Source organism: Pseudomonas entomophila (genome assembly GCF_029478665.1).
GTDB lineage: Bacteria > Pseudomonadota > Gammaproteobacteria > Pseudomonadales > Pseudomonadaceae > Aquipseudomonas > Aquipseudomonas entomophila_F.
In genome coordinates, this window is record NZ_JARPQB010000043.1 from 24,955 (window position 1) to 46,483 (window position 21,529).

Consider the following 21,529-nt stretch of genomic DNA (forward strand, 5'->3'; position numbering starts at 1 on the left):
CGATGAAAACCATCAACTTCATGGGCGTGCGCAATGTCGCGTTCGCCGTCACCGTGCTCCTCACCGTGCTGGCACTGTTCAGCTGGTGGCACAAGGGTCTGAACTTCGGCCTGGACTTCACCGGCGGCACGCTGATCGAGCTCACCTACGAGCGCCCGGCGGACCTGGAAAAGGTGCGTACCGAGCTGGTCAGCTCCGGCTTCCACGATGCCGTGGTACAAAGCTTCGGCGCTACCACGGACCTGCTGGTGCGCATGCCGGGCGACGACCCGCTGCTGGGCAATAAAGTAGCCGAGGCCCTGCAGAAGGTGGGCGGGGACAACCCGGCCACCATCAAGCGGGTCGAGTTCGTCGGCCCGCAGGTGGGTGAGGAACTGCGCGACCAGGGCGGCCTGGGCATGCTGCTGGCCCTGGGCGGCATCCTGATCTACCTGGCCTTCCGCTTCCAGTGGAAGTTCGCCGTGGGTGCGATCGTCTCGCTGATCCACGACGTGGTGGTCACCCTGGGTATCCTGTCGTTCTTCCAGATCACCTTCGACCTGACGGTGCTGGCGGCGGTGCTGGCGATCATCGGCTACTCGCTCAACGACACCATCGTCGTGTTCGACCGTGTGCGCGAGAACTTCCGGGTGATGCGCAAGGCCTCGTTGATCGAGAACATCAACATCTCGACCACCCAGACCCTGCTGCGTACCGTGGCCACTTCGGTATCCACCTTGCTGGCCATCGCCGCGCTGCTGTTCTTTGGTGGCGACAACCTGTTCGGCTTCTCCCTGGCGCTGTTCATCGGTGTCATGGCGGGTACCTACTCGTCGATCTACATCGCCAACGTGGTGCTGATCTGGCTGAACCTGAACAGCGAAGACCTGATCCCTCCGGTCAAGAACGAGGGTGTGGACGACCGTCCGTAAGGCTTCGTCCTACGCCGTTTGGCGTAAAGAGAGGCGCGAGTGTTGAACTCGCGCCTTTTTTTTTGCTCCAAGGCTGGGAAGAAGGCGGGCCGGAGCCCGCAGGTACGATCAGGAGGTTCACGTGAATAAATCAATGCTGGTGGGTGCGGTTCTGGGTGCTGTCGGTGTAACCGCCGGAGGTGCTGTGGCGACCTACAGCTTGGTGAACAAAGGGCCTGAATACGCCCAGGTCACCGACGTGCAGCCGATCAAGCAGCAGGTAAAGACGCCGCGTGAGGTCTGCAAGGATGTCGCCGTGACGCGCCAGGCGCCGGTCAAGGATCAGCACCAGATTGCCGGTACCGTGGTCGGTGCCATCGCCGGTGGCTTGCTGGGTAACCAGATTGGCGGCGGCACCGGCAAGAAGATCGCCACCGTGGCCGGCGCGGTCGGTGGCGGCTATGCCGGCAACAAGGTGCAGGAAGGCATGCAGGAGCGTGACACCTACACCACCACGCAGACGCGCTGCAACACGGTCAACGACATCAGTGACAAGGTCGTGGGTTACAACGTGACCTATACCATCGGTGACCAGGTGGGCAAGGTGAAGATGGATCACGAGCCGGGCTCGACCATTCCGCTGGACAAGAATGGCAAGTTGGTCCTGGGCCAGAACCAGCCGGGGCAGTAAGCCGTTTGCAGCCCGCTTTTCTGTAGGAGCGGCCTTGTGCCGCGAAAGGGGCGTGAAGCGGCCCCAGGGTATTGCGTCTTTCTCAAGGCTGTCGGGGCTGCTTCGCAGCCCTTTCGCGGCACAAGGCCGCTCCTACATGGGAAGGCGGTGTCAGGCTGAATTCAGGCACAAAAAAAGCACCCCGAGGGGTGCTTTTTTTGTGCTCGGCAATCGGCGCTTAGCGCTTCATGTGCTCGGGCAGGTGCGGCTGGATGGCGGTCAGCACAGCCTTGAAGCACTTGATGTTGCCCGCGACGATGTGGCCCTTCTCGAGGAAGTCGTGGCCACCGTTGAAGTCGCTCACCAGGCCACCGGCTTCCTGGATCAGCAGCACGCCTGCAGCCATGTCCCAATCGGACAGGCCCGACTCCCAGAAAGCGTCGAAGCGGCCGGCGGCCACATAAGCCAGGTCCAGGCTGGCGGAGCCGGCGCGGCGGATGCCGGCGGTCTGGCCGGTCAGGGCGCGGAACATGCCCAGGTAGTTGTCCAGGTCGGCCATCTGGTTGTCACGGAACGGGAAGCCGGTACCCAGCAGTGCGCCTTCCAGGCTGGTGCGCGAGCTGACGCGGATGCGGCGGCCGTTCAGCTGGGCGCCACGGCCACGGCTGGCGGTGAATTCTTCCTGGCGAACCGGGTCGAGGATGACGGCGTGCTCGAGGCGGCCGCGGTACTTGCAGGCGATGCTGACGGCGAAGTGCGGCACGCCACGCAGGAAGTTGGTAGTGCCGTCCAGCGGATCGATGATCCACAGGTAATCCTTGCCTTCTTCGCCTTTGCCGGCGTGCAGGCCGGTCTCTTCACCCTGAATCGAGTGGTTCGGGTAGGCTTTGCGCAGGGCGTCGACGATGACCTTCTCGGCGGCGCGGTCAACCTCGGACACGTAGTCCTTGGCCTGCTTTTCGTCGACTTTGATGCTGTCCAGGCGTTCGATGGAGCGGAAAATCAGTTCACTGGCGCTGCGAGCCGCGCGCAGGGCGATATTCAGCATAGGCTGCATGGGAAGGTCACCTGGAGATGTTAAAGAAGAAAGCCGACCATTCTAGCAGAAAACTTTAACGACTGAAGTGTCACATTTGCTTTCATGGCGTTACGCTGGTCGGTTCTGTAAGATCGAACCCTCATATTATCTGCATCCGAGAGCACGACACCTTGCTGCAAAATATTCGTGTTGTCCTGGTCAATACCAGCCATCCCGGCAACATCGGTGGCGCTGCGCGTGCCATGAAAAACATGGGCCTGTCGCGCCTGGTGCTGGTGCAGCCGAAGGCATTCCCCTCCGCCGAAGCCTCGGCGCGGGCCTCTGGCGCCGATGACCTGCTCGACAATGTCCAGGTGGTCGATACGCTCGAACAGGCGCTGGTCGGCTGCAGCCTGGTCATGGGCACCAGTGCCCGCGAGCGCAGCATCCCCTGGCCGTTGATCGACCCCCGTGAGTGTGGGGCCAAGGCCGTGGCGCATGCCGTCGGTGGTGAAGAGATCGCCCTGGTGTTCGGGCGCGAGCACGCCGGCCTGACCAACGAAGAACTGCAGCGATGTCACTTCCACGTGCACATTCCCTCGAACCCCGACTTCAGCTCGCTGAATCTGGCCGCCGCCGTCCAGGTGCTCTCTTACGAGGTGCGCATGGCCTGGCTGGCAGGGCAGGGCGCGGCGACCAAGGTCGAGAAGGTCGACGCCAGCGAGCTGGCGACCATGGACGAAATGGAGCTGTTCTATGACCACCTGGAGAAAACCCTGGTGGACATCGGCTTCCTTGACCCCGAGAAGCCCAAGCACCTGATGGCGCGCCTGCGCCGGTTGTATGGGCGAAGCTCGGTCGAGCGTCCGGAAATGAGCATTTTGCGCGGCATCCTCACCGAGACCCAGAAAGTCGCACGGGGCGAGCCGCATAAACGGAAGGACTGAACAGATGTTCGAGCGTCTGCGTGAAGATATCCAGAGTGTTTTCCATCGTGACCCGGCGGCGCGCAACGCCTTTGAAGTATTGACCTGCTACCCCGGCATGCATGCGATCTGGCTGCACCGGCTGGGCCATGCCCTGTGGGTGCGCGACTTCAAGTGGCTGGCGCGCCTGGTGTCGAACTTCGGGCGCTGGATGACCGGTATCGAGATTCATCCCGGTGCCACCATCGGTCGGCGCTTCTTTATTGACCACGGCATGGGCATCGTCATTGGCGAGACCGCCGAGATTGGCGATGACGTCACGCTCTACCAGGGCGTGACCCTGGGTGGCACCAGCTGGAACAAGGGCAAGCGCCACCCCACGCTGGAGAATGGCGTGGTGGTGGGGGCCGGTGCCAAGGTGCTGGGGCCGTTCACCGTCGGTGCCGGCGCCAAGATCGGCTCCAACGCCGTGGTGACCAAGGCGGTGCCGGCCGGCGCCACTGCGGTCGGTATTCCCGGGCGGGTCATCGTCAAGGTCGAAGACGATGCGGTCGAGGCCAAGCGCAAGGCGATGGCCGAGAAGATCGGCTTCGATGCCTATGGCGTCAGCGGCGACATGCCCGACCCGGTGGCGCGGGCCATCGGCCAGATGCTCGACCACCTGCAGGCAGTCGACGAGCGGTTGGAGGGGATGTGTGGTGCGATGACCAGGATGGGTAGCGACTACTGTGCCAAGGAACTGCCGGCACTGCCTGCCGACGACTTCGCTGAGGTGAAGCAGATGGCCCGGGGCGACACTCAGTCGCATTGATTCCGCCGGCCCGACACAAGGGGCGTGTGCTTGCGCCCCTTGTCTGCTACACTCGCGCCCGCCTTCCACATGCATACCCGACTAAAGCACTAGGTCTAATAGTTGACTTAAATGCTCGGGAATCGCATACTCGCACACATCTTGTAACTCCCGTGGTAACCACACGCCATGCGACTGACTACCAAAGGCCGATACGCCGTGACCGCCATGCTCGACCTGGCGTTGCACGCGCAGCATGGGCCGGTGTCTTTGGCCGATATTTCCGAGCGCCAGGGCATTTCCCTCTCTTATCTGGAACAGCTGTTCGCCAAGCTGCGCCGCAGCAGCCTGGTTTCCAGCGTTCGCGGCCCGGGCGGCGGCTACCAGCTGTCGCGTGGCATGGAAACCATCCAGGTGGCCCAGGTCATCGACGCGGTCAACGAATCGGTCGATGCCACCCGTTGCCAGGGCCTGGGGGATTGCCATGCCGGTGATACCTGCCTGACCCACCACCTGTGGTGCGACCTGAGCCAGCAGATTCATGAATTCCTCAGCGGCATCAGCCTGGCCGACCTTGTCATGCGCCGCGAGGTGCAGGAAGTCGCCCAGCGCCAGGACCTGCGCCGTGTCGCCGGCCGGATTGCCCAGCTGGACAAGATTGAGACGTCCGCCGTCGACTGAGATTACAGCGACGAGCGACGCCACCGCCTGATAGGAGATACTCAATGAAGTTGCCGATCTACCTCGATTACTCCGCGACCACCCCGGTCGATCCCCGTGTCGCCCAGAAGATGGCCGAGTGCCTGCTGGTCGACGGGAACTTCGGTAACCCGGCCTCGCGTTCCCACGTGTTTGGCTGGAAAGCCGAAGAGGCAGTCGAGAACGGCCGCCGCCAGGTCGCCGAGCTGATCAACGCCGACCCGCGCGAAATCGTCTGGACCAGCGGTGCCACCGAGTCCGACAACCTGGCGCTCAAGGGCGTGGCGCACTTCTATCAGACCAAGGGCAAGCACATCATCACCTCCAAGATCGAGCACAAGGCGGTCCTGGATACCGCTCGCCAGCTCGAGCGTGAAGGTTTCGAAGTCACCTATCTCGAGCCGGGCGAAGACGGCATCGTCACCCCGGCCATGGTCGAAGCCGTCCTGCGCGACGACACCATCCTGGTCTCGCTGATGCACGTGAACAACGAAGTCGGCTCGATCAACGACATCGCCGCCATCGGTGAACTGACCCGCTCGCGCGGCGTGCTGTTCCATGTCGACGCCGCCCAGTCGGCCGGCAAGGTCGAGATCGACGTGCAAAAGCTGAAAGTCGACCTGATGTCGTTCTCGGCGCACAAGGTCTACGGCCCGAAAGGTATCGGCGCGCTGTACGTCAGCCGCAAGCCGCGGGTACGCCTGGAAGCCATCATTCACGGCGGTGGCCATGAGCGCGGCATGCGTTCGGGCACCCTGCCAACCCACCAGATCGTCGGCATGGGCGAGGCCTTCGCCATCGCCAAGCAGGAAATGGCCGCCGAGAATGTGCGCATCAAGGCCCTGAGCGACCGCTTCTTCAAGCAGGTTTCGGACCTCGAAGAACTGTACGTCAACGGCAGCCAGACCGCCCGCGTGCCGCACAACCTGAACCTGAGCTTCAACTACGTCGAAGGCGAGTCGCTGCTGATGTCCCTGAAGGATATCGCCGTGTCGTCCGGTTCGGCCTGCACCTCCGCTTCGCTCGAGCCGTCCTACGTCCTGCGTGCCTTGGGCCGCAACGACGAACTGGCGCACAGCTCGATCCGCTTCTCCTTCGGCCGCTTCACCACCGAAGAAGAAGTCGACTACGCCGCGCAGGAAGTCTGCAAGGCCGTGAACAAGCTGCGCGAATTGTCGCCGCTGTGGGACATGTACAAAGACGGCGTCGACATCTCCAAGATCGAGTGGGCCGCCCACTAAGCAGTCGCCGGCAAGAGCGGCTCCCTGATGAGGAAGGAATTGCACCATGGCATACAGTGAAAAGGTCATCGACCACTACGAAAACCCACGCAACGTCGGCAAGATGAACGCCGAGGACCCGGATGTCGGGACCGGCATGGTCGGCGCCCCGGCGTGTGGCGACGTGATGCGTCTGCAGATCAAGGTCAACGAGCAAGGCATCATCGAAGACGCCAAGTTCAAGACCTACGGCTGCGGTTCGGCCATCGCCTCCAGCTCCCTCGCCACCGAGTGGATGAAGGGCAAGACGCTCGACGAGGCCGAGACCATCAAGAACACCCAGCTGGCTGAAGAGCTGGCGTTGCCGCCGGTCAAGATCCACTGCTCCGTGCTCGCCGAAGATGCCATCAAGGCCGCTGTTCGCGATTACAAGCAGAAGAAAGGCTTGATCTGAGTCGCCTGACGCAAGGTAAGGAGTTCTGATGGCTATCAGCATGACAGAAGCCGCCGCCAACCACATTCGCCGCTCCCTCGACGGGCGCGGCAAGGGCGAGGGCATTCGCCTGGGCGTGCGCACCACCGGTTGCTCGGGCCTGGCCTACGTGCTGGAGTTCGTCGATGAACTGGCAGAAGAAGACCAGGTGTTCGAGAACCATGGCGTGAAGGTCATCATCGACCCGAAAAGCCTGGTCTATCTCGACGGCACCGAGCTGGATTTCGTCAAGGAAGGGTTGAACGAAGGCTTCAAGTTCAACAACCCCAACGTGCGCGGTGAGTGTGGCTGCGGCGAAAGCTTCAATGTCTGAGGCTTGACGTGGGTACTCCTTGCCATTACGCCCTGTTCGACCTGCAGCCGGCCTTCCGTCTGGACCTCGACAAGCTGGCCGTTCGCTACCGCGAACTGGCCCGCGAGGTCCATCCTGACCGCTTCGCCGACGCTTCCGAGCGCGAGCAGCGGGTCGCCCTGGAAAAGTCCGCCGCGCTGAACGACGCCTACCAGACCTTGCGCAGCGCGCCGCGCCGCGCCCGTTACCTGCTGGCCATCGGTGGCCACGAAGTGCCCCAGGAAGTCACCGTGCACGACCCGGACTTCCTGCTGCAGCAGATGCAGTGGCGTGAAGAGCTCGAAGAGCTGCAGGACGAAGCCGACCTGGACGGTGTCGGTGTGTTCAAGAAGCGGCTCAAAGTCGCCCAGGACACATTGAACGATGACTTCGCCGACTGTTGGGATGACGCCGCCCAGCGCGACAAGGCCGAACGCCTGATGCGCCGCATGCAGTTCCTCGACAAGCTCGCCCAAGAAGTGCGCCAACTGGAAGAGCGCCTCGACGATTAATCCCGGCGTTGCCGTGACGACGCCTAAGGTACTCAGAAAAGCATGGCCCTACTGCAGATCGCCGAACCCGGTCAGAGCCCCCAGCCGCACCAGCGCCGCCTGGCGGTGGGCATCGACCTGGGCACCACCAACTCCCTCGTCGCCGCTGTACGCAGCGGGCGCAGCGAACCGCTGCCCGATGCGCAGGGCAATGTCATCCTGCCGTCCGCCGTGCGCTACCTCGACAACACCGTCGAAGTCGGCCTGGCTGCGCGCGAGGCCGCTCCCCGCGACCCGCTCAACAGCATCCTCTCGGTCAAGCGCCTGATGGGGCGTGGCCTGGCGGACGTCAAACAACTGGGCGAGCAGCTGCCGTACCGCTTCGTCGGTGGCGAGTCGCACATGCCGTTCATCGACACCGTCCAGGGGCCGAAAAGCCCGGTGGAAGTGTCAGCCGACATCCTCAAGGTGCTGCGTCAGCGCGCCGAGCAAACCCTCGGCGGCGAGCTGGTCGGTGCGGTGATCACCGTGCCTGCCTATTTCGACGACGCTCAACGCCAGGCCACCAAGGATGCCGCCAAGCTGGCCGGCCTCAATGTCCTGCGCTTGCTCAACGAGCCGACCGCGGCAGCCGTGGCCTATGGCCTGGATCAGAATGCCGAAGGCGTCGTGGCGATCTTCGACCTGGGTGGCGGCACCTTCGATATTTCCATCCTGCGCCTGACCGCTGGTGTCTTCGAAGTGCTGGCCACTGGTGGCGACACGGCCCTGGGTGGTGACGACTTCGATCACGCGATCGCTGGCTGGATCATCGAGCAGGCAGGTTTGTCCGCCGACCTCGACCCGGCCACCCAGCGCCTGCTGTTGCAGACCGCCTGCGCGGCCAAGGAAGCCTTGACCGACCGTGAAGCGGTCAGCGTCCAGCATGGCGCCTGGCAGGGCGAGCTGACCCGTAGCGCTTTCGACGCCATGATCGAGCCCATGATCGCCCGCAGCCTCAAGGCCTGCCGCCGTGCCGTGCGCGACAGCGGCATCGAGCTGGAGGAAGTCGGCGCGGTGGTGATGGTTGGTGGTTCGACCCGCGTGCCGCGTGTGCGTGAGGCGGTCGGCACACTGTTTGGCCGTACCCCACTGACCTCCATCGATCCGGACCAGGTGGTCGCCATTGGCGCCGCGATCCAGGCCGACACACTCGCCGGCAACCGCCGCGAGGGTGGCGAGCTGCTGCTGCTCGACGTCATCCCGTTGTCGCTGGGTCTGGAGACCATGGGCGGGCTGATGGAGAAGGTGATCCCGCGCAACACCACGATCCCGGTAGCGCGCGCCCAGGAGTTCACCACCTATAAAGATGGCCAGTCGGCCATGATGATCCATGTGCTGCAAGGTGAGCGCGAACTGGTCAGCGACTGCCGCTCGCTGGCGCGCTTCGAACTACGCGGCATCCCGGCCATGGTGGCGGGCGCGGCGAAGATCCGCGTCACCTTCCAGGTCGACGCCGATGGCCTGCTCAGTGTCGCCGCCCGCGAGCTGGGCTCGGGCGTCGAGTCGAGCATCCAGGTCAAGCCATCCTATGGCCTGACCGACGGTGAGATCGCCCGCATGCTCAAGGATTCCTTCGAGCACGCAGGCTCCGACAAGCAGGCGCGCCAGCTGCGCGAGCACCAGGTCGACGGCGAGCGCCTGCTCGAGGCGGTACAGGGCGCCCTGGATGCCGATGGCGAGCGCCTGCTCAGCAGCGACGAGCGCGAAGCCATTGAATTCCAGATGCAGGAACTACGTGATTTGCTGACCGGCACCGATGGCGCTGCCATCGAGCAACAGACCAAGCGTCTGTCGCAGGTGACCGATGCATTTGCCGCCCGTCGCCTTGATTCGACGGTCAAAGCCGCACTGGCCGGGCGCAACCTGAATGAGATCGAGGAGTAACCGATGCCGCTGGTGACATTCCTGCCGCATGAAAAATTCTGCCCCGAGGGGCTGACCGTGGAAGTGCCCGCCGGGACCAATATCCTGGAGCTGGCCCACGATCATCACATCGAGATGGAAAGCGCCTGCGGTGGCGTCAAGGCCTGCACCACCTGCCATTGCATCATCCGCAAGGGCTTCGACTCCCTTGAAGAAGCGGACGAGCTCGAAGAGGACATGCTGGACAAAGCCTGGGGCCTGGAGGCGCAGTCGCGCCTGGGTTGCCAGGTGGTCGTCGGTGATGAGGACCTCACCATCGAGATCCCCAAATACTCGCTCAACCACGCCGCCGAAGCGCCGCACTGAGGGCCTGTACATGAGTCTGAAATGGGTTGATGTACTTGAGATCGCCATCCAGCTTGCGGAAAGCAAGCCCGAGGTCGATCCTCACTACGTGAATTTCGTCGATCTGCGCGCTTGGGTCATGGCTCTGCCGGACTTTGATGACGATCCGTCGCGTTGCGGCGAGAAGGTTCTCGAGGCCATCCAGGCGGCCTGGATCGAAGAAGCCGACTGAGCGCACGCTGCAGGTTAGGCAATCCCCTGGAACCCGCGTATAATTCGCGGGTTTAATTTTTCGCAACACTCAATATTCTGGAGTTTTCCATGGCTGTTCAACGTACTTTCTCGATCATCAAGCCTGACGCCGTCGCCAAAAACGTCATCGGCAAGATCACCACTCGCTTCGAAGAAGCCGGTCTGAAAATCGTCGCTTCGAAAATCAAGCAACTGTCCAAGGCCGAAGCCGAAGGCTTCTACGCCGAGCACAGCGCTCGTGGCTTCTTCGGCGACCTGGTTGCCTTCATGACTTCCGGTCCGGTCGTTGTCCAGGTTCTGGAAGGCGAGAACGCCATCGCTCTGAACCGTGAGCTGATGGGCGCCACCAACCCTAAAGAAGCTGCTGCCGGCACCATCCGCGCCGACTTCGCCGAGTCGATCGACGCCAACGCCGTTCACGGTTCGGACTCCGAAGCCGCTGCCGCTCGCGAAATCGCTTACTTCTTCGCAGCTACCGAGGTAACCACTCGCTAAGCGAAAGCTTACGGGTGTGAGGGTGAATCCATGACGACATCGACTGGCAAGATCAACCTGCTGGGGCTGACCCTGGCGGAAATGGAACAGTTCTTCGACTCAATCGGGGAGAAGCGCTTCCGCGCCGGGCAGGTGATGAAATGGATTCACCATTTTGGCGTCGATGATTTCGCCGCCATGACCAATGTCGGCAAGGTCTTGCGCGAAAAGCTCGAGGCTGTTGCCGAGATCCGGGGCCCGGAAGTGGTCAGCGAAGACATTTCCGCCGACGGCACCCGCAAGTGGGTGGTTCGCGTTGCCTCCGGCAGCTGCGTCGAAACCGTCTACATCCCCACCGACGACCGCGGCACGCTGTGCGTATCGTCGCAAGCCGGCTGCGCCCTGGACTGCAGTTTCTGCTCCACCGGCAAGCAAGGCTTCAACAGCAACCTCACCGCCGCCGAAGTGATCGGCCAGGTGTGGCTTGCCAACAAATCCTTCGGGACCGTCCCCGCCAAGATCGACCGCGCCATCACCAACGTGGTCATGATGGGCATGGGCGAGCCCTTGCTGAACTTCGACAATGTCATCGCCGCCATGAAGATCATGATGGAAGATCTGGGCTATGGCATCTCGAAACGTCGCGTCACGCTCTCCACCTCGGGCGTGGTGCCCATGATCGACGAGCTGGCCAAGCACATCGATGTGTCGCTGGCACTGTCGCTGCACGCCCCCAACGATGAGCTGCGCAACAAACTGGTACCGATCAACAAGAAGTACCCGCTGAAGATGCTGCTGGAATCGTGCATGGGCTACATGTCCACGCTCGGTGGCAAGCGCGTGCTCACCATCGAGTACACCCTGCTCAAGGACGTCAACGACCAGCCCGAGCACGCCGCGCAGATGATCGAGCTGTTGCGCGATGTACCGTGCAAGATCAACCTGATCCCGTTCAACCCGTTCCCGCATTCGGGCTACGAGCGACCGAGCAACAACGCCATTCGTCGCTTCCAGGACCTGCTGCACCACGGTGGTTTCAACGTCACCACCCGCACCACCCGCGGTGACGACATCGATGCAGCCTGCGGCCAGCTGGTGGGCCAGGTCAACGACCGCACCCGTCGCAGCGAACGCTACATCGCCGTGCGCCAGCTCGCCGACGAACCGCAAGACAACGCCGCGCGCCCCTGACGAGCAGCCCGCCCATGACCCTGCGCACCGCGCTGTCGATCCTGACGCTTTCGCTGCTGGTTGGCTGCGTGTCCGGCGGCGCGGGCGATCCCTTGGCCAGCCGCCAGGGGCGTGAGGAGGCGGGGCGGGCCTACGTGCAGTTGGGGCTTGGGTATTTGCAACAAGGTTTGGCCGAGCAGGCCAAGGCGCCGCTGGGCAAGGCCCTGGCCTTGAACGAGCGCGATGCCGATGCCCACGCGGCATTGGCTTTGGTGTTCCAGGCGCAAGGCGAGCCCATGCTTGCCGACCGGCACTTCGAGAAAGCGCTGGCCATACGCCCGGGCGACACACGAATCCGCAACAACTATGGCAGTTTCCTATATGCTCAGGGCCGCTTTGGCGAAGCCCAGGCGATGTTCCGCCAAGCCGCCGCCGATACCCTGTATCCTGAACGCTCCCGGGTCTACGAGAACCTGGGGCTGACGGCCCTGAAGCTGGGGCAGGGCGAACAGGCCCGCGATCATCTGGAAAAAGCCCTTCGGCTCAATCAGCGGCAACCGAGGGCTTTGCTTGAAATGGCTGAGTTGTCCTACGAAAACAGGCATTATGTGCCGGCCCGGGACTACTACGATCGATTCAGCCAACTGAGCGACCAGAATGCCCGCAGCCTGCTGTTGGGCAGCCGTTTGGCCCGCGCCCTCGACGACCGGGGCGACGCGGCCCGTCTGGGCCAGCAATTACAACGACTTTATCCCGGTACGCCGGAATATCAGCAATACCTGTCGGAGCAACGATGAAAGCCGCGCACACTGAAGTAGCAGCAGCGACTCGCCAGAACCCCGGTGACGTCTTGCGCCAGGCCCGCGAGAAGCGGGACTGGAGCCAGGCCGAGGTCGCTCGCAAGCTCAACCTCACGGTATCTTCGCTGAACAACCTGGAAAACGGCGCCTTCGACAAGCTGCCGGGGCACACCTTCGCCCGCGGTTACATCCGTGCCTACGCCAAGCTGATGGACATGGACCAGGCACCGCTGGTCGAGGCTTTCGACCAGATCACCGGCACCCACGCCAAGGGCAGCGAAGTGCATGCCCTGGGCCGCATCGAGGAACCGGTGCGCCTGTCCCACAACATCCTGCGCGTGGTCAGCCTGTTGCTGCTGGTGGCTGTGGTCGGTGGCAGCTTCCTCTGGTGGCAGGACAACACCAGCCTGCGCGGCAAGGACCTGGCCAAGATCGCCCTGGAGCATGTCGAGGTCGAGAGCGCCGACGGCACCACCCAGATCCACCCGCTGGACGAGCCGGAAGACCAGGCCGTGAGCGAGGGTCAACAGCCGGAAAGCGAAGCGCTGCCACTTGAGCCGGCTGCCAGCGAACAGGCACCGGCCAGCACCGTCGAGGCGCCTGCGGCACCCGCGGCACCTGTAGCCGCGCCTGCGCCGGTCGCTCCGGCCGCCGCGCCACAAGCGCCGGCTGTCGCTTTGGCGCCGACCGCTCCGGCAGCGCCTGCCGCACCGGCCACTCCAGCCGCTCCCGTGGCCGCTGTTCCCGCCCCGGTTGCTCCGGCACCCGCTGTGGAAGCCGCCCCGGCCCCGGCTGGTAGCGGCAACGTACACATCCAGTTCACCGCCGATTGCTGGACCCAGGTCGCAGATGGCAACGGCAAGGTGCTGTTCAGCGCCATCAAGCGCAAGGGCGACAGCCTGGAACTGACCGGCAAGCCACCGTTCGCGGTGCGCCTGGGCTTCGCCCGTGGCGCCCAGGTGAGCTACAACGGCCAGGCGGTCGATGTCGCCCCGTTCACCAGTGGCGAAACCGCTCGCCTGAAGTTGGGACAGTAAGTCATGCACGGCGAATCTCCGATCAAACGTCGCGAATCCCGCAAAATCTGGGTCGGCAATGTGCCGGTGGGTGGCGATGCCCCCATCGCGGTGCAGAGCATGACCAACACCGACACCAACGATGTCGCCGCCACCGTGGCGCAGATCCAGCGCCTGGTCGATGCCGGCGTGGATATCGTGCGTGTCTCGGTGCCGGACATGGACGCCGCCGAGGCGTTCGGCAAGATCAAGAAGCTGGTCAGCGTTCCACTGGTCGCCGACATCCACTTCGACTACAAGATCGCCCTGCGCGTGGCTGAGCTGGGTGTCGACTGCCTGCGTATCAACCCGGGCAACATCGGCCGCGAAGACCGCGTGCGCGCGGTGGTCGATGCCGCCCGCGACCGTGGCATCCCGATCCGCATCGGCGTCAACGCCGGCTCCCTGGAAAAAGACCTGCAGAAGAAGTACGGCGAGCCGACCCCGGCCGCGCTGGTCGAGTCGGCGCTGCGCCACGTCGAGCACCTCGACCGCCTGGACTTCCAGGACTTCAAGGTCAGCGTCAAGGCCTCCGACGTGTTCATGGCCGTCGAGGCCTACCGCCTGCTGGCCAAGCAGATCATCCAGCCGCTGCACCTGGGCATCACCGAAGCCGGTGGCCTGCGCTCGGGGACGGTGAAATCCGCCGTCGGCCTAGGTATGCTGCTGGCCGAGGGTATCGGTGACACCATCCGCATCTCGTTGGCGGCCGACCCGGTCGAGGAAGTGAAGGTCGGCTACGACATCCTCAAGTCGCTGCACCTGCGTTCCCGTGGCATCAACTTCATCGCCTGCCCGAGCTGCTCGCGGCAGAACTTCGATGTGGTCAAGACCATGAACGAGCTGGAAGGGCGCCTGGAAGACCTGCTGGTGCCGCTGGACGTGGCGGTGATCGGTTGCGTGGTCAATGGCCCGGGGGAAGCGAAGGAATCGCACGTCGGCCTGACCGGCGGCACCCCGAACCTGGTCTACATCGACGGCAAGCCATCGCAGAAACTGAACAACGACAACCTGGTCGACGAGCTGGAGAAGCTCATCCGCCAGAAAGCGGCCGAGAAGGCCGAGGCCGACGCGGCGCTGATCGCCCGTGGCTGATACACAGAATTCGTAAGGACTACTCGTGAGCAAATCGCTGCAAGCCATCCGTGGCATGAACGACATCCTGCCCGATCAGTCGCCGCTGTGGCGCTATTTCGAGGGCACCGTGGCCGGCCTGCTGGACAGCTACGGCTACAGCCAGATCCGTACGCCGATCGTCGAGTTCACCGAGCTGTTCAAGCGCTCGATCGGTGAAGTGACCGATATCGTCGAGAAGGAGATGTACACCTTCCAGGACAACAAGGACTCGCTTACCTTGCGCCCGGAAGGTACCGCCGCTTGCGTGCGCGCAGTGCTCGAGCACGGCATCATCGGTAATGGCCAAGTGCAGAAACTCTGGTACGTGGGCCCGATGTTCCGCCACGAGCGCCCGCAACTGGGACGCTACCGCCAGTTCCACCAGATCGGTGTCGAGGTGTTCAACCTGGCCGGCCCCGATATCGATGCCGAACTGATCATGCTCACCTGGCGCCTCTGGGCGTTGCTGGGTATTCAGGATGCGGTGACGCTGGAGCTCAACAGCCTGGGCACCAGCGAAGCCCGAGCGCGTTATCGTGATGCACTGGTCGAATTCCTCTCCCAGCGCATTGATCAGCTGGACGAAGACAGCAAGCGCCGCCTGCAGAGCAATCCGCTGCGTATCCTCGACAGCAAGAACGCAGGCACCCAGGCTGCCCTGGTGGGCGCGCCGAAGCTCGAAGAGTACCTGGACGAAGAGTCCCGCGTGCACTTCGAGGGCGTGAAGGCCCGTCTTGACGCGGCTGGCATCCCGTTCGTGATCAACACCAAGCTGGTACGCGGCCTGGATTACTACAGCAAGACCGTGTTCGAGTGGGTCACCGACAAGCTCGGTGCCCAGGGCACGGTCTGCGCCGGTGGGCGCTACGATGGCCTGGTCGAGCAGATGGGCGGCAAGCCGACCGCTGGCGTTGGCTTTGCCATGGGTATCGAGCGCCTGCTGCTGCTGATCGAAACCCTGGGCCAGGTGCCTGAGTCGATCAGCCGTACCATCGACGTCTACCTGTGCGCCTTTGGCGAGCAGGCGGAGCTGGCTGGCCTGAAGATCAGCGAGCAACTGCGTGATCGTCTGCCGAACCTGCGCCTGGCGGTCAACGCCGGTGGCGGCAACTTCAAGAACCAGTTCAAGAAAGCGGACAAAAGTGGCGCGCTGTTCGCCCTGATCCTCGGCGACGACGAACTGGCCAAGCAAGAGATCGGCGTCAAGCCCCTGCGTGGCCAGGGCGAACAACAGAACATTGCCTGGGATGCGCTTGCCGCGCACCTGGAAACCGCGATCGCCCAGGCGTAACGCGGTTCAACAACGAATAGGCGAATAGGAGTATTGGGGTGTCGAGTACCGATGATGAAGGCCTGGCAGCGGCCAAGGACTGGTGGAACCGCAACGGCAAGCCGCTGCTGACCGGCGCCCTGCTGGCCGGCGTGGTGGTGATGGGCTGGCAGACCTGGCACAAGTACCAGGCCAACCAGTCGCAAGGCGCCTCGGCGTTGTATCAGGCCCTGCTGGAAACCTCGCTGACCCCGAGCGGCCAGCCTGACGCAGGCAAGGTCGCCGAACTGTCCGGCAAGCTCAAGAGCGAGTTCGGCGGCAGCGCCTACGCCCAGTACGGCAGCCTGTTCGTGGCAAAAGTGGCAGTGGACAGCGGCAAGCTGGACGACGCGGCCAGCGAACTGAAAGGCGTGATGGACAAGCCGGCCGACGCCACCCTGGGCGAGATCTCGCGCCAGCGCCTGGCCCGTGTACTGGCTGCCCAGGACAAGGCCGAAGACGCGCTGAAGCTGCTCGACGGCGACACCGACAAGGCCTTCCTCGCCAGCCGCGAGGAGCTCAAGGGCGACCTGCTGGTACAGCTGGGCCGTGCCGACGACGCGCACAGCGCCTACGAAAAAGCCAAGGCCGCGCTGTCCGACGACGCCGCGATCGGTGGCCTGCAACTGAAGCTGGATGACCTGGCCAAAGGGGACGCCTGAAGTGAAGGGTTGGAAACAAGCAGCAGTGCTCACCCTCGCCGTGCTGGCGGCGGGTTGCAGCAGCAACAGCAAGAAGGAACTGCCCCCGGCTGAGCTGACCAAGTTCACCGAGGAAGTGGTGCTGAAGAAGCAGTGGAGCCGTTCGATTGGTGACGGCCAGGGCGAGACGTACAACACCCTGGTACCGGCCATCGAGAACGATCGCATCTACGCTGCCGACGTCACCGGTGAAGTCTTCGCACTCGACCGCCTAAACGGTGACGTGGTGTGGAAGAAGGACCTCGAGCTGCCGGTTTCCGGCGCGGTTGGCGTGGGCTACGGCCTGGTCATGCTGGGCACGCTCAAGGGTGAGGTCATCGCCCTGGATTCGAGCACCGGCGAAGAGCGCTGGCGCTCGCGCGTCACCAGCGAAGTACTGGCACCGCCCGCCAACAACGGCGACGTGGTGGTGGTACAGACCCAGGACGACCGCCTGATCGGCCTCGACGCCGCCACCGGCGACCGTCGCTGGATCTACGAGAACACCCCGGCGGTGCTCACCCTGCGTGGCACCGGCGCGCCGATCGTCACCAACCGCCTGGCCGTCGCTGGCCTGTCCACCGGCAAGGTGGTGGCGGTGGACATCAATAACGGCGTACCCGTGTGGGAAAGCCGTGTGGCCATCCCGCAAGGCCGTTCCGAGCTGGACCGCGTGGTGGACATCGACGGCGGTCTGCTGCTGTCCGGTGGCACCTTGTACGTCAGCACCTACCAGGGCCGCGTCGCCGGCCTGGACCTGGAAAGCGGCCGTGTGCTGTGGCAGCGTGATGCCTCCAGCTACGTGGGTGTCGCCCAGGGCTTCGGCAACGTCTACGTGAGCCTGGCTTCGGGCACCGTCGAAGGTGTCGACGAGCGTTCCTCCAGCGCCTTGTGGAGCAATGACAGCATGGCCCGTCGCCAGCTGTCGGCGCCGGAAGTGTTCTCCAGCTACGTGGCGGTGGGTGACTTCGAGGGTTACCTGCACCTGCTGAGCCAGGTCGATGGCCGCTTCGTCGGCCGTGAGCGTATCGACAGCGATGGCCTGCGCGCCCGCCCACTCGTGGTCGGCGACACCATCTACGTCTTCGGCAACAGCGGCAAGCTCGAGGCACTGACCATCCGCTGAAGCTATGCTTGAGCCCGTTCGCGGGCTCAGGTAGCGGCGTAGGAAACGCCGCCCGAACTCCGGCCGCTGCCTTGCAGCGGCCTTTGCATTTTCAAGAATTCAAGAGTGGAGAGCCGCATGGTTCCCGTAATCGCCCTGGTGGGCCGCCCGAACGTCGGCAAATCCACCATGTTCAACCGCCTGACCAAGACCCGCGACGCCATCGTCGGTGACCTGTCGGGCCTGACCCGTGATCGCCAGTACGGCGATGCCAGCTGGCAGGGTCGCTCCTTCATCCTGATCGACACCGGCGGTATCACCGGTGACGAAGTGGGCATGGACGAGAAGATGGCCGAGCAGTCGCTGATGGCCATCGAAGAAGCCGACTACGTCCTGTTCCTGGTGGATGCCCGCGCCGGCATGACCGCCGCCGACCAGATGATCGCCGACCACCTGCGCAAGCGGAACAAGGCGGCCGTGCTGGTGGCCAACAAGATCGACAACATCGATCCCGACATCGCCCGCGCCGAGTTCTCGCCGCTGGGCATGGGCAACGCTATCCCGGTGGCCGGCTCCCAGGGCCGTGGCATCAACGCCCTGATGGAATCGCTGCTCGGCCACATCCCGCGTGATGCCGAGGAAGAAGCCCTCGACCTGAACGTCGCCGAAGGCGAAGAGGCCGTGCGTATTCCCGGCCCGAGCGAAAAGGACGGCATCAAGATCGCCATCATCGGCCGCCCGAACGTGGGCAAGTCGACCCTGGTCAACCGCATGCTCGGCGAAGAGCGCGTGGTGGTGTACGACCAGCCGGGTACCACCCGCGACAGTATCTACATCCCGTTCGAGCGTGATGGCGAAAAGTACACCTTCATTGACACCGCCGGCGTGCGCAAGCGCGGCAAGATCCACGAGGAAGTTGAAAAGTTCTCGGTGGTGAAGACCCTGCAGGCGATCAAGGACGCCAACGTGGTGGTCTTCGTCATGGACGCCCGCGAAGGCGTGGTCGACCACGACCTCAACCTGCTGGGCTTCGCCCTCGAAGCTGGCCGGGCCATCGTCATCGCGCTGAACAAGTGGGATGGCATGGAAGCGGGCGAGCGCGACTACGTGAAGACCGAGCTGGAGCGCCGGCTGTTCTTCGTCGACTTCTGCGACATCCACTTCATTTCCGCCCTGCACGGCACCGGCGTTGGCCACCTGTACAAGTCGGTGCAGGCCGCCTTCAAGTCGGCGGTCACCCGCTGGCCGACCAGCCGCTTGACGCAGATTCTCGAAGACGCCATCAGCGAGCACCAGCCGCCGCTGGTGAATGGCCGCCGCATCAAGCTGCGCTATGCCCACCTCGGTGGTGCCAACCCGCCGCTGATCGTGATCCACGGCAACCAGACCGAGAAGGTGCCCAAGTCGTACTCGCGTTACCTGGAGAACACTTACCGCCGCGTGCTCAAGCTGGTCGGTACGCCGATCCGCATCGAGTACAAGGGCGGTGAGAACCCGTACGAGGGCAACAAGAACACCCTCACCGACCGCCAGGTCAACAAGAAACGCCGCTTGATGTCGCACCACAAGAAGGCCGAGAAGAAGCGCCGCGACAAGCGCAAGTAACCGCTAGGCGTGCTCTCACAGACCATGCGCCCCCTGTAGGAGCGGCCTTGTGCCGCGAAAGGGCTGCGTAGCAGCCCCAGGGTTCAGAGAGCGCGCAAGGAAGCCGGGGCTGCTTTGCAGCCCTTTCGCGGCACAAGGCCGCTCCTACAGGGAAGTGCGTAAATCCTGATCTCCCCTACGCGTTGACCCAGGGCAATCCCCCTTGTGTTTCAACCTTTTTCCTGACTGCTCGATCCGCTATGCTCGGAGCCAACCCCGTGCCGGACAAACCCCAGGAAAGAGGGCTCCATGATCCGCAGCAAACTGCCGAATGTTGGCACGACCATCTTCACCACCATGTCGCAACTGGCCATGCAGACCGGTGCGCTCAACCTCTCCCAGGGCTTCCCTGACTTCAACGGCCCCCAGGCCTTGCTCGATGCCGTTGGCCGCCATGTGGCCGCCGGGCACAACCAGTACTCGCCCATGACCGGCTTGCCGGCCCTGCGTCAGCAAGTGGCCGCGAAAGTCGCCCGGTTGTATGGCGTGAGCGTCGACGCCGACCTTGAAGTGACCATCACCCCCGGTGCCACCGAGGCGATCTTCTGCGCCATCCAGGCGGTGGTCCACGCCGGTGACGAAGTGATCGTCTTCGACCCCAGCTACGACAGCTACGAGCCTTCCGTGGAGCTGGCCGGTGGCCGCTGCGTGCATGTGCCGCTCAGCGACGGCAGCTTCAGCATCGACTGGCAGAAATTCAGCGACGCGCTGAGCCCGCGCACACGCATGGTCATTCTCAACTCGCCGCACAACCCCAGCGGTGCGTTGATCAGCCGTGACGACCTGGACCAGCTGGCGACACTGATCGCTGACCGCGATATCTACCTGGTCAGCGACGAGGTCTACGAACACCTGATCTACGATGGCGTGCGCCATGCAAGCGTGCTGGCCCATCCGCAGCTGTACGCGCGTGCGTTCGTCGTCAGCTCGTTCGGCAAGACCTACCACGTCACCGGCTGGAAGACCGGCTACGTGATCGCGCCACCGGCATTGAGCGCCGAGCTGCGCAAGGTGCACCAGTACGTCAACTTCTGCGGGGTGACGCCCCTGCAATGCGCCCTGTCCGACTTCATGGCCGAGCATCCTGGGCACATCGATGAACTGCCGGCCTTCTACCAGGCCAAGCGCGACCTGTTCTGCGACCTGCTGCAGGATTCGCGCTTCACGTTTACCCGCACGCCGGGCACCTATTTCCAACTGGTGGACTACTCGCGGATCCGGCCCGACCTGAACGATGTCGACATGGCCCTGTGGCTGACCCGTGAGCACGGCGTGGCCAGTATCCCGGTCTCGGTGTTCTACCAGCACCCCATCCCCGAGCAACGCCTGGTGCGCCTGTGCTTTGCCAAACGTGAGGAGACGCTGCGACAGGCAGCGGAGAAACTATGCGCGATCTGAGCCAACTGCCGAACCTGAAAATCGCCCTGGTGCAGACCACCCTGGCCTGGCATGACCGCGAAGCGAACTATGCGCATTTCGAGGAACTGATCGGGCAGGCCGGCGAGGTGGACCTGGTGGTCCTGCCGGAAATGTTCACCACCGGTTTCTCGATGGAGTCCGAAAGCCTCGCCGAGCCTGAGAACGGCCCCACCTACAAGTGGCTCAAGGCCCAGGCGAAGAAAGCCAACGCGGTGATCACCGGCAGTGTGATCATCCAGGCCGCCGATGGCAGCCACCGCAACCGCCTGCTGTGGGCGCGGCCCGATGGCGAGATCCTGCATTACGACAAGCGCCACCTGTTCCGCATGGCCGGGGAGCACAAGCATTACACCCCGGGTGAGCGCCAGGTGCAGTTCGAGATCAAGGGCTGGCGCGTGCGCCCGCTGATCTGCTACGACCTGCGTTTCCCGGTGTGGAGCCGCGATGCCCAGGACACCGACCTGCTGCTGTACACCGCCAATTGGCCTGCAGCGCGGCGTCTGCACTGGAACCGCCTGCTGCCGGCGCGGGGCATCGAGAACCTGTGCTTCGTGGCGGCGGTGAACCGGGTGGGTACCGATGGCAAGGGTTTCGCCTATTCCGGCGACAGCCAGGTGCTGGACTTCCAGGGTGAGAGCCTGCTGAGCGCGGGGGAGGCTGACGGCGTGTTTACCGTAGTGCTGCGTGCGGCGGAGCTGGCGGCGTATCGTGCCCGGTTCCCGGCGAA

The 21,529-nt window shown here is 63.7% G+C and carries 24 protein-coding genes; 23 read left to right on the top strand and 1 reads right to left on the bottom strand.

Going from position 1 to position 21,529, the window contains the following annotated elements; genetic code table 11:
- Positions 1-2 precede the first annotated feature (2 nt).
- Positions 3-911, top strand: a complete 909-nt coding sequence (gene secF, locus P5705_RS20130) for a protein translocase subunit SecF (RefSeq protein WP_277462691.1) — start codon at positions 3-5, stop codon at positions 909-911.
- A gap of 121 nt (positions 912-1,032) precedes the next feature.
- Positions 1,033-1,581, top strand: a complete 549-nt coding sequence (locus P5705_RS20135) for a glycine zipper 2TM domain-containing protein (RefSeq protein ID WP_277462692.1) — start codon at positions 1,033-1,035, stop codon at positions 1,579-1,581.
- Between the two features lie 217 nt (positions 1,582-1,798).
- Here the strand turns inward: P5705_RS20135 and suhB are convergent, their stop codons facing one another.
- Positions 1,799-2,617, bottom strand: a complete 819-nt coding sequence (gene suhB / locus P5705_RS20140; protein WP_277462693.1) for a type III secretion system regulator SuhB — start codon at positions 2,615-2,617, stop codon at positions 1,799-1,801.
- A 152-nt stretch (positions 2,618-2,769) separates the two neighbouring features.
- Between suhB and trmJ the strand changes: the two genes are divergently transcribed.
- From trmJ to P5705_RS20245, 21 genes are all read left to right on the top strand, one after another.
- Positions 2,770-3,525, top strand: a complete 756-nt coding sequence (gene trmJ, locus P5705_RS20145; RefSeq protein ID WP_277462694.1) for a tRNA (cytosine(32)/uridine(32)-2'-O)-methyltransferase TrmJ — start codon at positions 2,770-2,772, stop codon at positions 3,523-3,525.
- A 4-nt stretch (positions 3,526-3,529) separates the two neighbouring features.
- The gene (gene cysE, locus P5705_RS20150) at positions 3,530-4,315 is read left to right on the top strand and encodes a serine O-acetyltransferase (protein WP_277462695.1); all 786 of its coding nucleotides are present in this window, start codon (positions 3,530-3,532) and stop codon (positions 4,313-4,315) included.
- Between the two features lie 168 nt (positions 4,316-4,483).
- Positions 4,484-4,975 carry a Fe-S cluster assembly transcriptional regulator IscR gene (gene iscR / locus P5705_RS20155; protein ID WP_240066656.1) on the top strand — a complete coding sequence of 164 codons (492 nt, stop codon included), beginning with the start codon at positions 4,484-4,486 and terminating at the stop codon, positions 4,973-4,975.
- A gap of 44 nt (positions 4,976-5,019) precedes the next feature.
- Positions 5,020-6,234, top strand: coding sequence for an IscS subfamily cysteine desulfurase (locus P5705_RS20160; protein WP_277462696.1), 1,215 nt, complete (start codon positions 5,020-5,022; stop codon positions 6,232-6,234).
- 46 nt (positions 6,235-6,280) lie between these two features.
- A complete protein-coding gene (iscU, locus tag P5705_RS20165) occupies positions 6,281-6,667 on the top strand; it encodes a Fe-S cluster assembly scaffold IscU (RefSeq protein ID WP_007929523.1) in 387 nt (128 codons plus the stop codon).
- Positions 6,668-6,695: 28 nt separating this feature from the next.
- Complete coding sequence (gene iscA, locus P5705_RS20170; RefSeq protein ID WP_011532338.1) at positions 6,696-7,019, top strand: iron-sulfur cluster assembly protein IscA; 324 nt, start codon at positions 6,696-6,698, stop codon at positions 7,017-7,019.
- Positions 7,020-7,027: 8 nt separating this feature from the next.
- A complete protein-coding gene (hscB, locus tag P5705_RS20175) occupies positions 7,028-7,549 on the top strand; it encodes a co-chaperone HscB (RefSeq protein ID WP_011532339.1) in 522 nt (173 codons plus the stop codon).
- A 42-nt stretch (positions 7,550-7,591) separates the two neighbouring features.
- Positions 7,592-9,454, top strand: a complete 1,863-nt coding sequence (gene hscA / locus P5705_RS20180) for a Fe-S protein assembly chaperone HscA (RefSeq protein ID WP_277462697.1) — start codon at positions 7,592-7,594, stop codon at positions 9,452-9,454.
- 3 nt (positions 9,455-9,457) lie between these two features.
- Positions 9,458-9,799, top strand: coding sequence for an ISC system 2Fe-2S type ferredoxin (gene fdx, locus P5705_RS20185; protein WP_217868435.1), 342 nt, complete (start codon positions 9,458-9,460; stop codon positions 9,797-9,799).
- Positions 9,800-9,809: 10 nt separating this feature from the next.
- Complete coding sequence (iscX, locus tag P5705_RS20190) at positions 9,810-10,010, top strand: Fe-S cluster assembly protein IscX (protein ID WP_028689593.1); 201 nt, start codon at positions 9,810-9,812, stop codon at positions 10,008-10,010.
- 89 nt (positions 10,011-10,099) lie between these two features.
- Positions 10,100-10,525, top strand: a complete 426-nt coding sequence (ndk, locus tag P5705_RS20195; RefSeq protein ID WP_008092560.1) for a nucleoside-diphosphate kinase — start codon at positions 10,100-10,102, stop codon at positions 10,523-10,525.
- A gap of 30 nt (positions 10,526-10,555) precedes the next feature.
- Positions 10,556-11,695, top strand: coding sequence for a 23S rRNA (adenine(2503)-C(2))-methyltransferase RlmN (gene rlmN, locus P5705_RS20200; protein WP_213659692.1), 1,140 nt, complete (start codon positions 10,556-10,558; stop codon positions 11,693-11,695).
- Between the two features lie 14 nt (positions 11,696-11,709).
- Positions 11,710-12,471 carry a type IV pilus biogenesis/stability protein PilW gene (gene pilW / locus P5705_RS20205; protein ID WP_277462698.1) on the top strand — a complete coding sequence of 254 codons (762 nt, stop codon included), beginning with the start codon at positions 11,710-11,712 and terminating at the stop codon, positions 12,469-12,471.
- Positions 12,468-13,511: a RodZ domain-containing protein gene (locus tag P5705_RS20210; protein WP_277462699.1), complete on the top strand. Its 1,044-nt coding sequence runs from the start codon at positions 12,468-12,470 to the stop codon at positions 13,509-13,511. The genes pilW and P5705_RS20210 overlap by 4 nt, the downstream gene beginning before the upstream one ends.
- A 3-nt stretch (positions 13,512-13,514) precedes the next feature.
- Positions 13,515-14,624: a flavodoxin-dependent (E)-4-hydroxy-3-methylbut-2-enyl-diphosphate synthase gene (gene ispG / locus P5705_RS20215; RefSeq protein ID WP_011532347.1), complete on the top strand. Its 1,110-nt coding sequence runs from the start codon at positions 13,515-13,517 to the stop codon at positions 14,622-14,624.
- 25 nt (positions 14,625-14,649) lie between these two features.
- The gene (gene hisS / locus P5705_RS20220) at positions 14,650-15,936 is read left to right on the top strand and encodes a histidine--tRNA ligase (RefSeq protein ID WP_277462700.1); all 1,287 of its coding nucleotides are present in this window, start codon (positions 14,650-14,652) and stop codon (positions 15,934-15,936) included.
- A 38-nt stretch (positions 15,937-15,974) separates the two neighbouring features.
- A complete protein-coding gene (locus P5705_RS20225) occupies positions 15,975-16,616 on the top strand; it encodes a tetratricopeptide repeat protein (RefSeq protein WP_011532349.1) in 642 nt (213 codons plus the stop codon).
- Entirely contained in the window at positions 16,591-17,760 is a 1,170-nt protein-coding gene (gene bamB, locus P5705_RS20230; protein WP_110993493.1) for an outer membrane protein assembly factor BamB, read from the top strand. The genes P5705_RS20225 and bamB overlap by 26 nt, the downstream gene beginning before the upstream one ends.
- 117 nt (positions 17,761-17,877) lie before the next feature.
- The gene (der, locus tag P5705_RS20235) at positions 17,878-19,344 is read left to right on the top strand and encodes a ribosome biogenesis GTPase Der (protein ID WP_277462701.1); all 1,467 of its coding nucleotides are present in this window, start codon (positions 17,878-17,880) and stop codon (positions 19,342-19,344) included.
- A 288-nt stretch (positions 19,345-19,632) separates the two neighbouring features.
- On the top strand, positions 19,633-20,781 hold the full coding sequence (locus P5705_RS20240) for a pyridoxal phosphate-dependent aminotransferase (RefSeq protein ID WP_277462702.1): 1,149 nt from the start codon (positions 19,633-19,635) through the stop codon (positions 20,779-20,781).
- Positions 20,769-21,529: amidohydrolase (locus P5705_RS20245; RefSeq protein ID WP_277462703.1), on the top strand; the 761-nt coding region annotated here is incomplete at its 3' end. The genes P5705_RS20240 and P5705_RS20245, both read left to right, overlap by 13 nt.

Coding starts and splice junctions, on each gene's coding strand:
- iscU (WP_007929523.1), top strand. CDS start 6,281: ATGGCATACAGTGAAAAGGTCATCGACCACTACGAAAACCCACGCAAC.
- cysE (WP_277462695.1), top strand. CDS start 3,530: ATGTTCGAGCGTCTGCGTGAAGATATCCAGAGTGTTTTCCATCGTGAC.
- secF (WP_277462691.1), top strand. CDS start 3: ATGAAAACCATCAACTTCATGGGCGTGCGCAATGTCGCGTTCGCCGTC.
- iscA (WP_011532338.1), top strand. CDS start 6,696: ATGGCTATCAGCATGACAGAAGCCGCCGCCAACCACATTCGCCGCTCC.
- suhB (WP_277462693.1), bottom strand. CDS start 2,617: ATGCAGCCTATGCTGAATATCGCCCTGCGCGCGGCTCGCAGCGCCAGT.
- ispG (WP_011532347.1), top strand. CDS start 13,515: ATGCACGGCGAATCTCCGATCAAACGTCGCGAATCCCGCAAAATCTGG.
- rlmN (WP_213659692.1), top strand. CDS start 10,556: ATGACGACATCGACTGGCAAGATCAACCTGCTGGGGCTGACCCTGGCG.
- bamB (WP_110993493.1), top strand. CDS start 16,591: ATGACCTGGCCAAAGGGGACGCCTGAAGTGAAGGGTTGGAAACAAGCA.
- P5705_RS20210 (WP_277462699.1), top strand. CDS start 12,468: ATGAAAGCCGCGCACACTGAAGTAGCAGCAGCGACTCGCCAGAACCCC.
- P5705_RS20240 (WP_277462702.1), top strand. CDS start 19,633: ATGATCCGCAGCAAACTGCCGAATGTTGGCACGACCATCTTCACCACC.
- fdx (WP_217868435.1), top strand. CDS start 9,458: ATGCCGCTGGTGACATTCCTGCCGCATGAAAAATTCTGCCCCGAGGGG.
- iscX (WP_028689593.1), top strand. CDS start 9,810: ATGAGTCTGAAATGGGTTGATGTACTTGAGATCGCCATCCAGCTTGCG.
- pilW (WP_277462698.1), top strand. CDS start 11,710: ATGACCCTGCGCACCGCGCTGTCGATCCTGACGCTTTCGCTGCTGGTT.
- hscA (WP_277462697.1), top strand. CDS start 7,592: ATGGCCCTACTGCAGATCGCCGAACCCGGTCAGAGCCCCCAGCCGCAC.
- P5705_RS20160 (WP_277462696.1), top strand. CDS start 5,020: ATGAAGTTGCCGATCTACCTCGATTACTCCGCGACCACCCCGGTCGAT.
- der (WP_277462701.1), top strand. CDS start 17,878: ATGGTTCCCGTAATCGCCCTGGTGGGCCGCCCGAACGTCGGCAAATCC.
- ndk (WP_008092560.1), top strand. CDS start 10,100: ATGGCTGTTCAACGTACTTTCTCGATCATCAAGCCTGACGCCGTCGCC.
- iscR (WP_240066656.1), top strand. CDS start 4,484: ATGCGACTGACTACCAAAGGCCGATACGCCGTGACCGCCATGCTCGAC.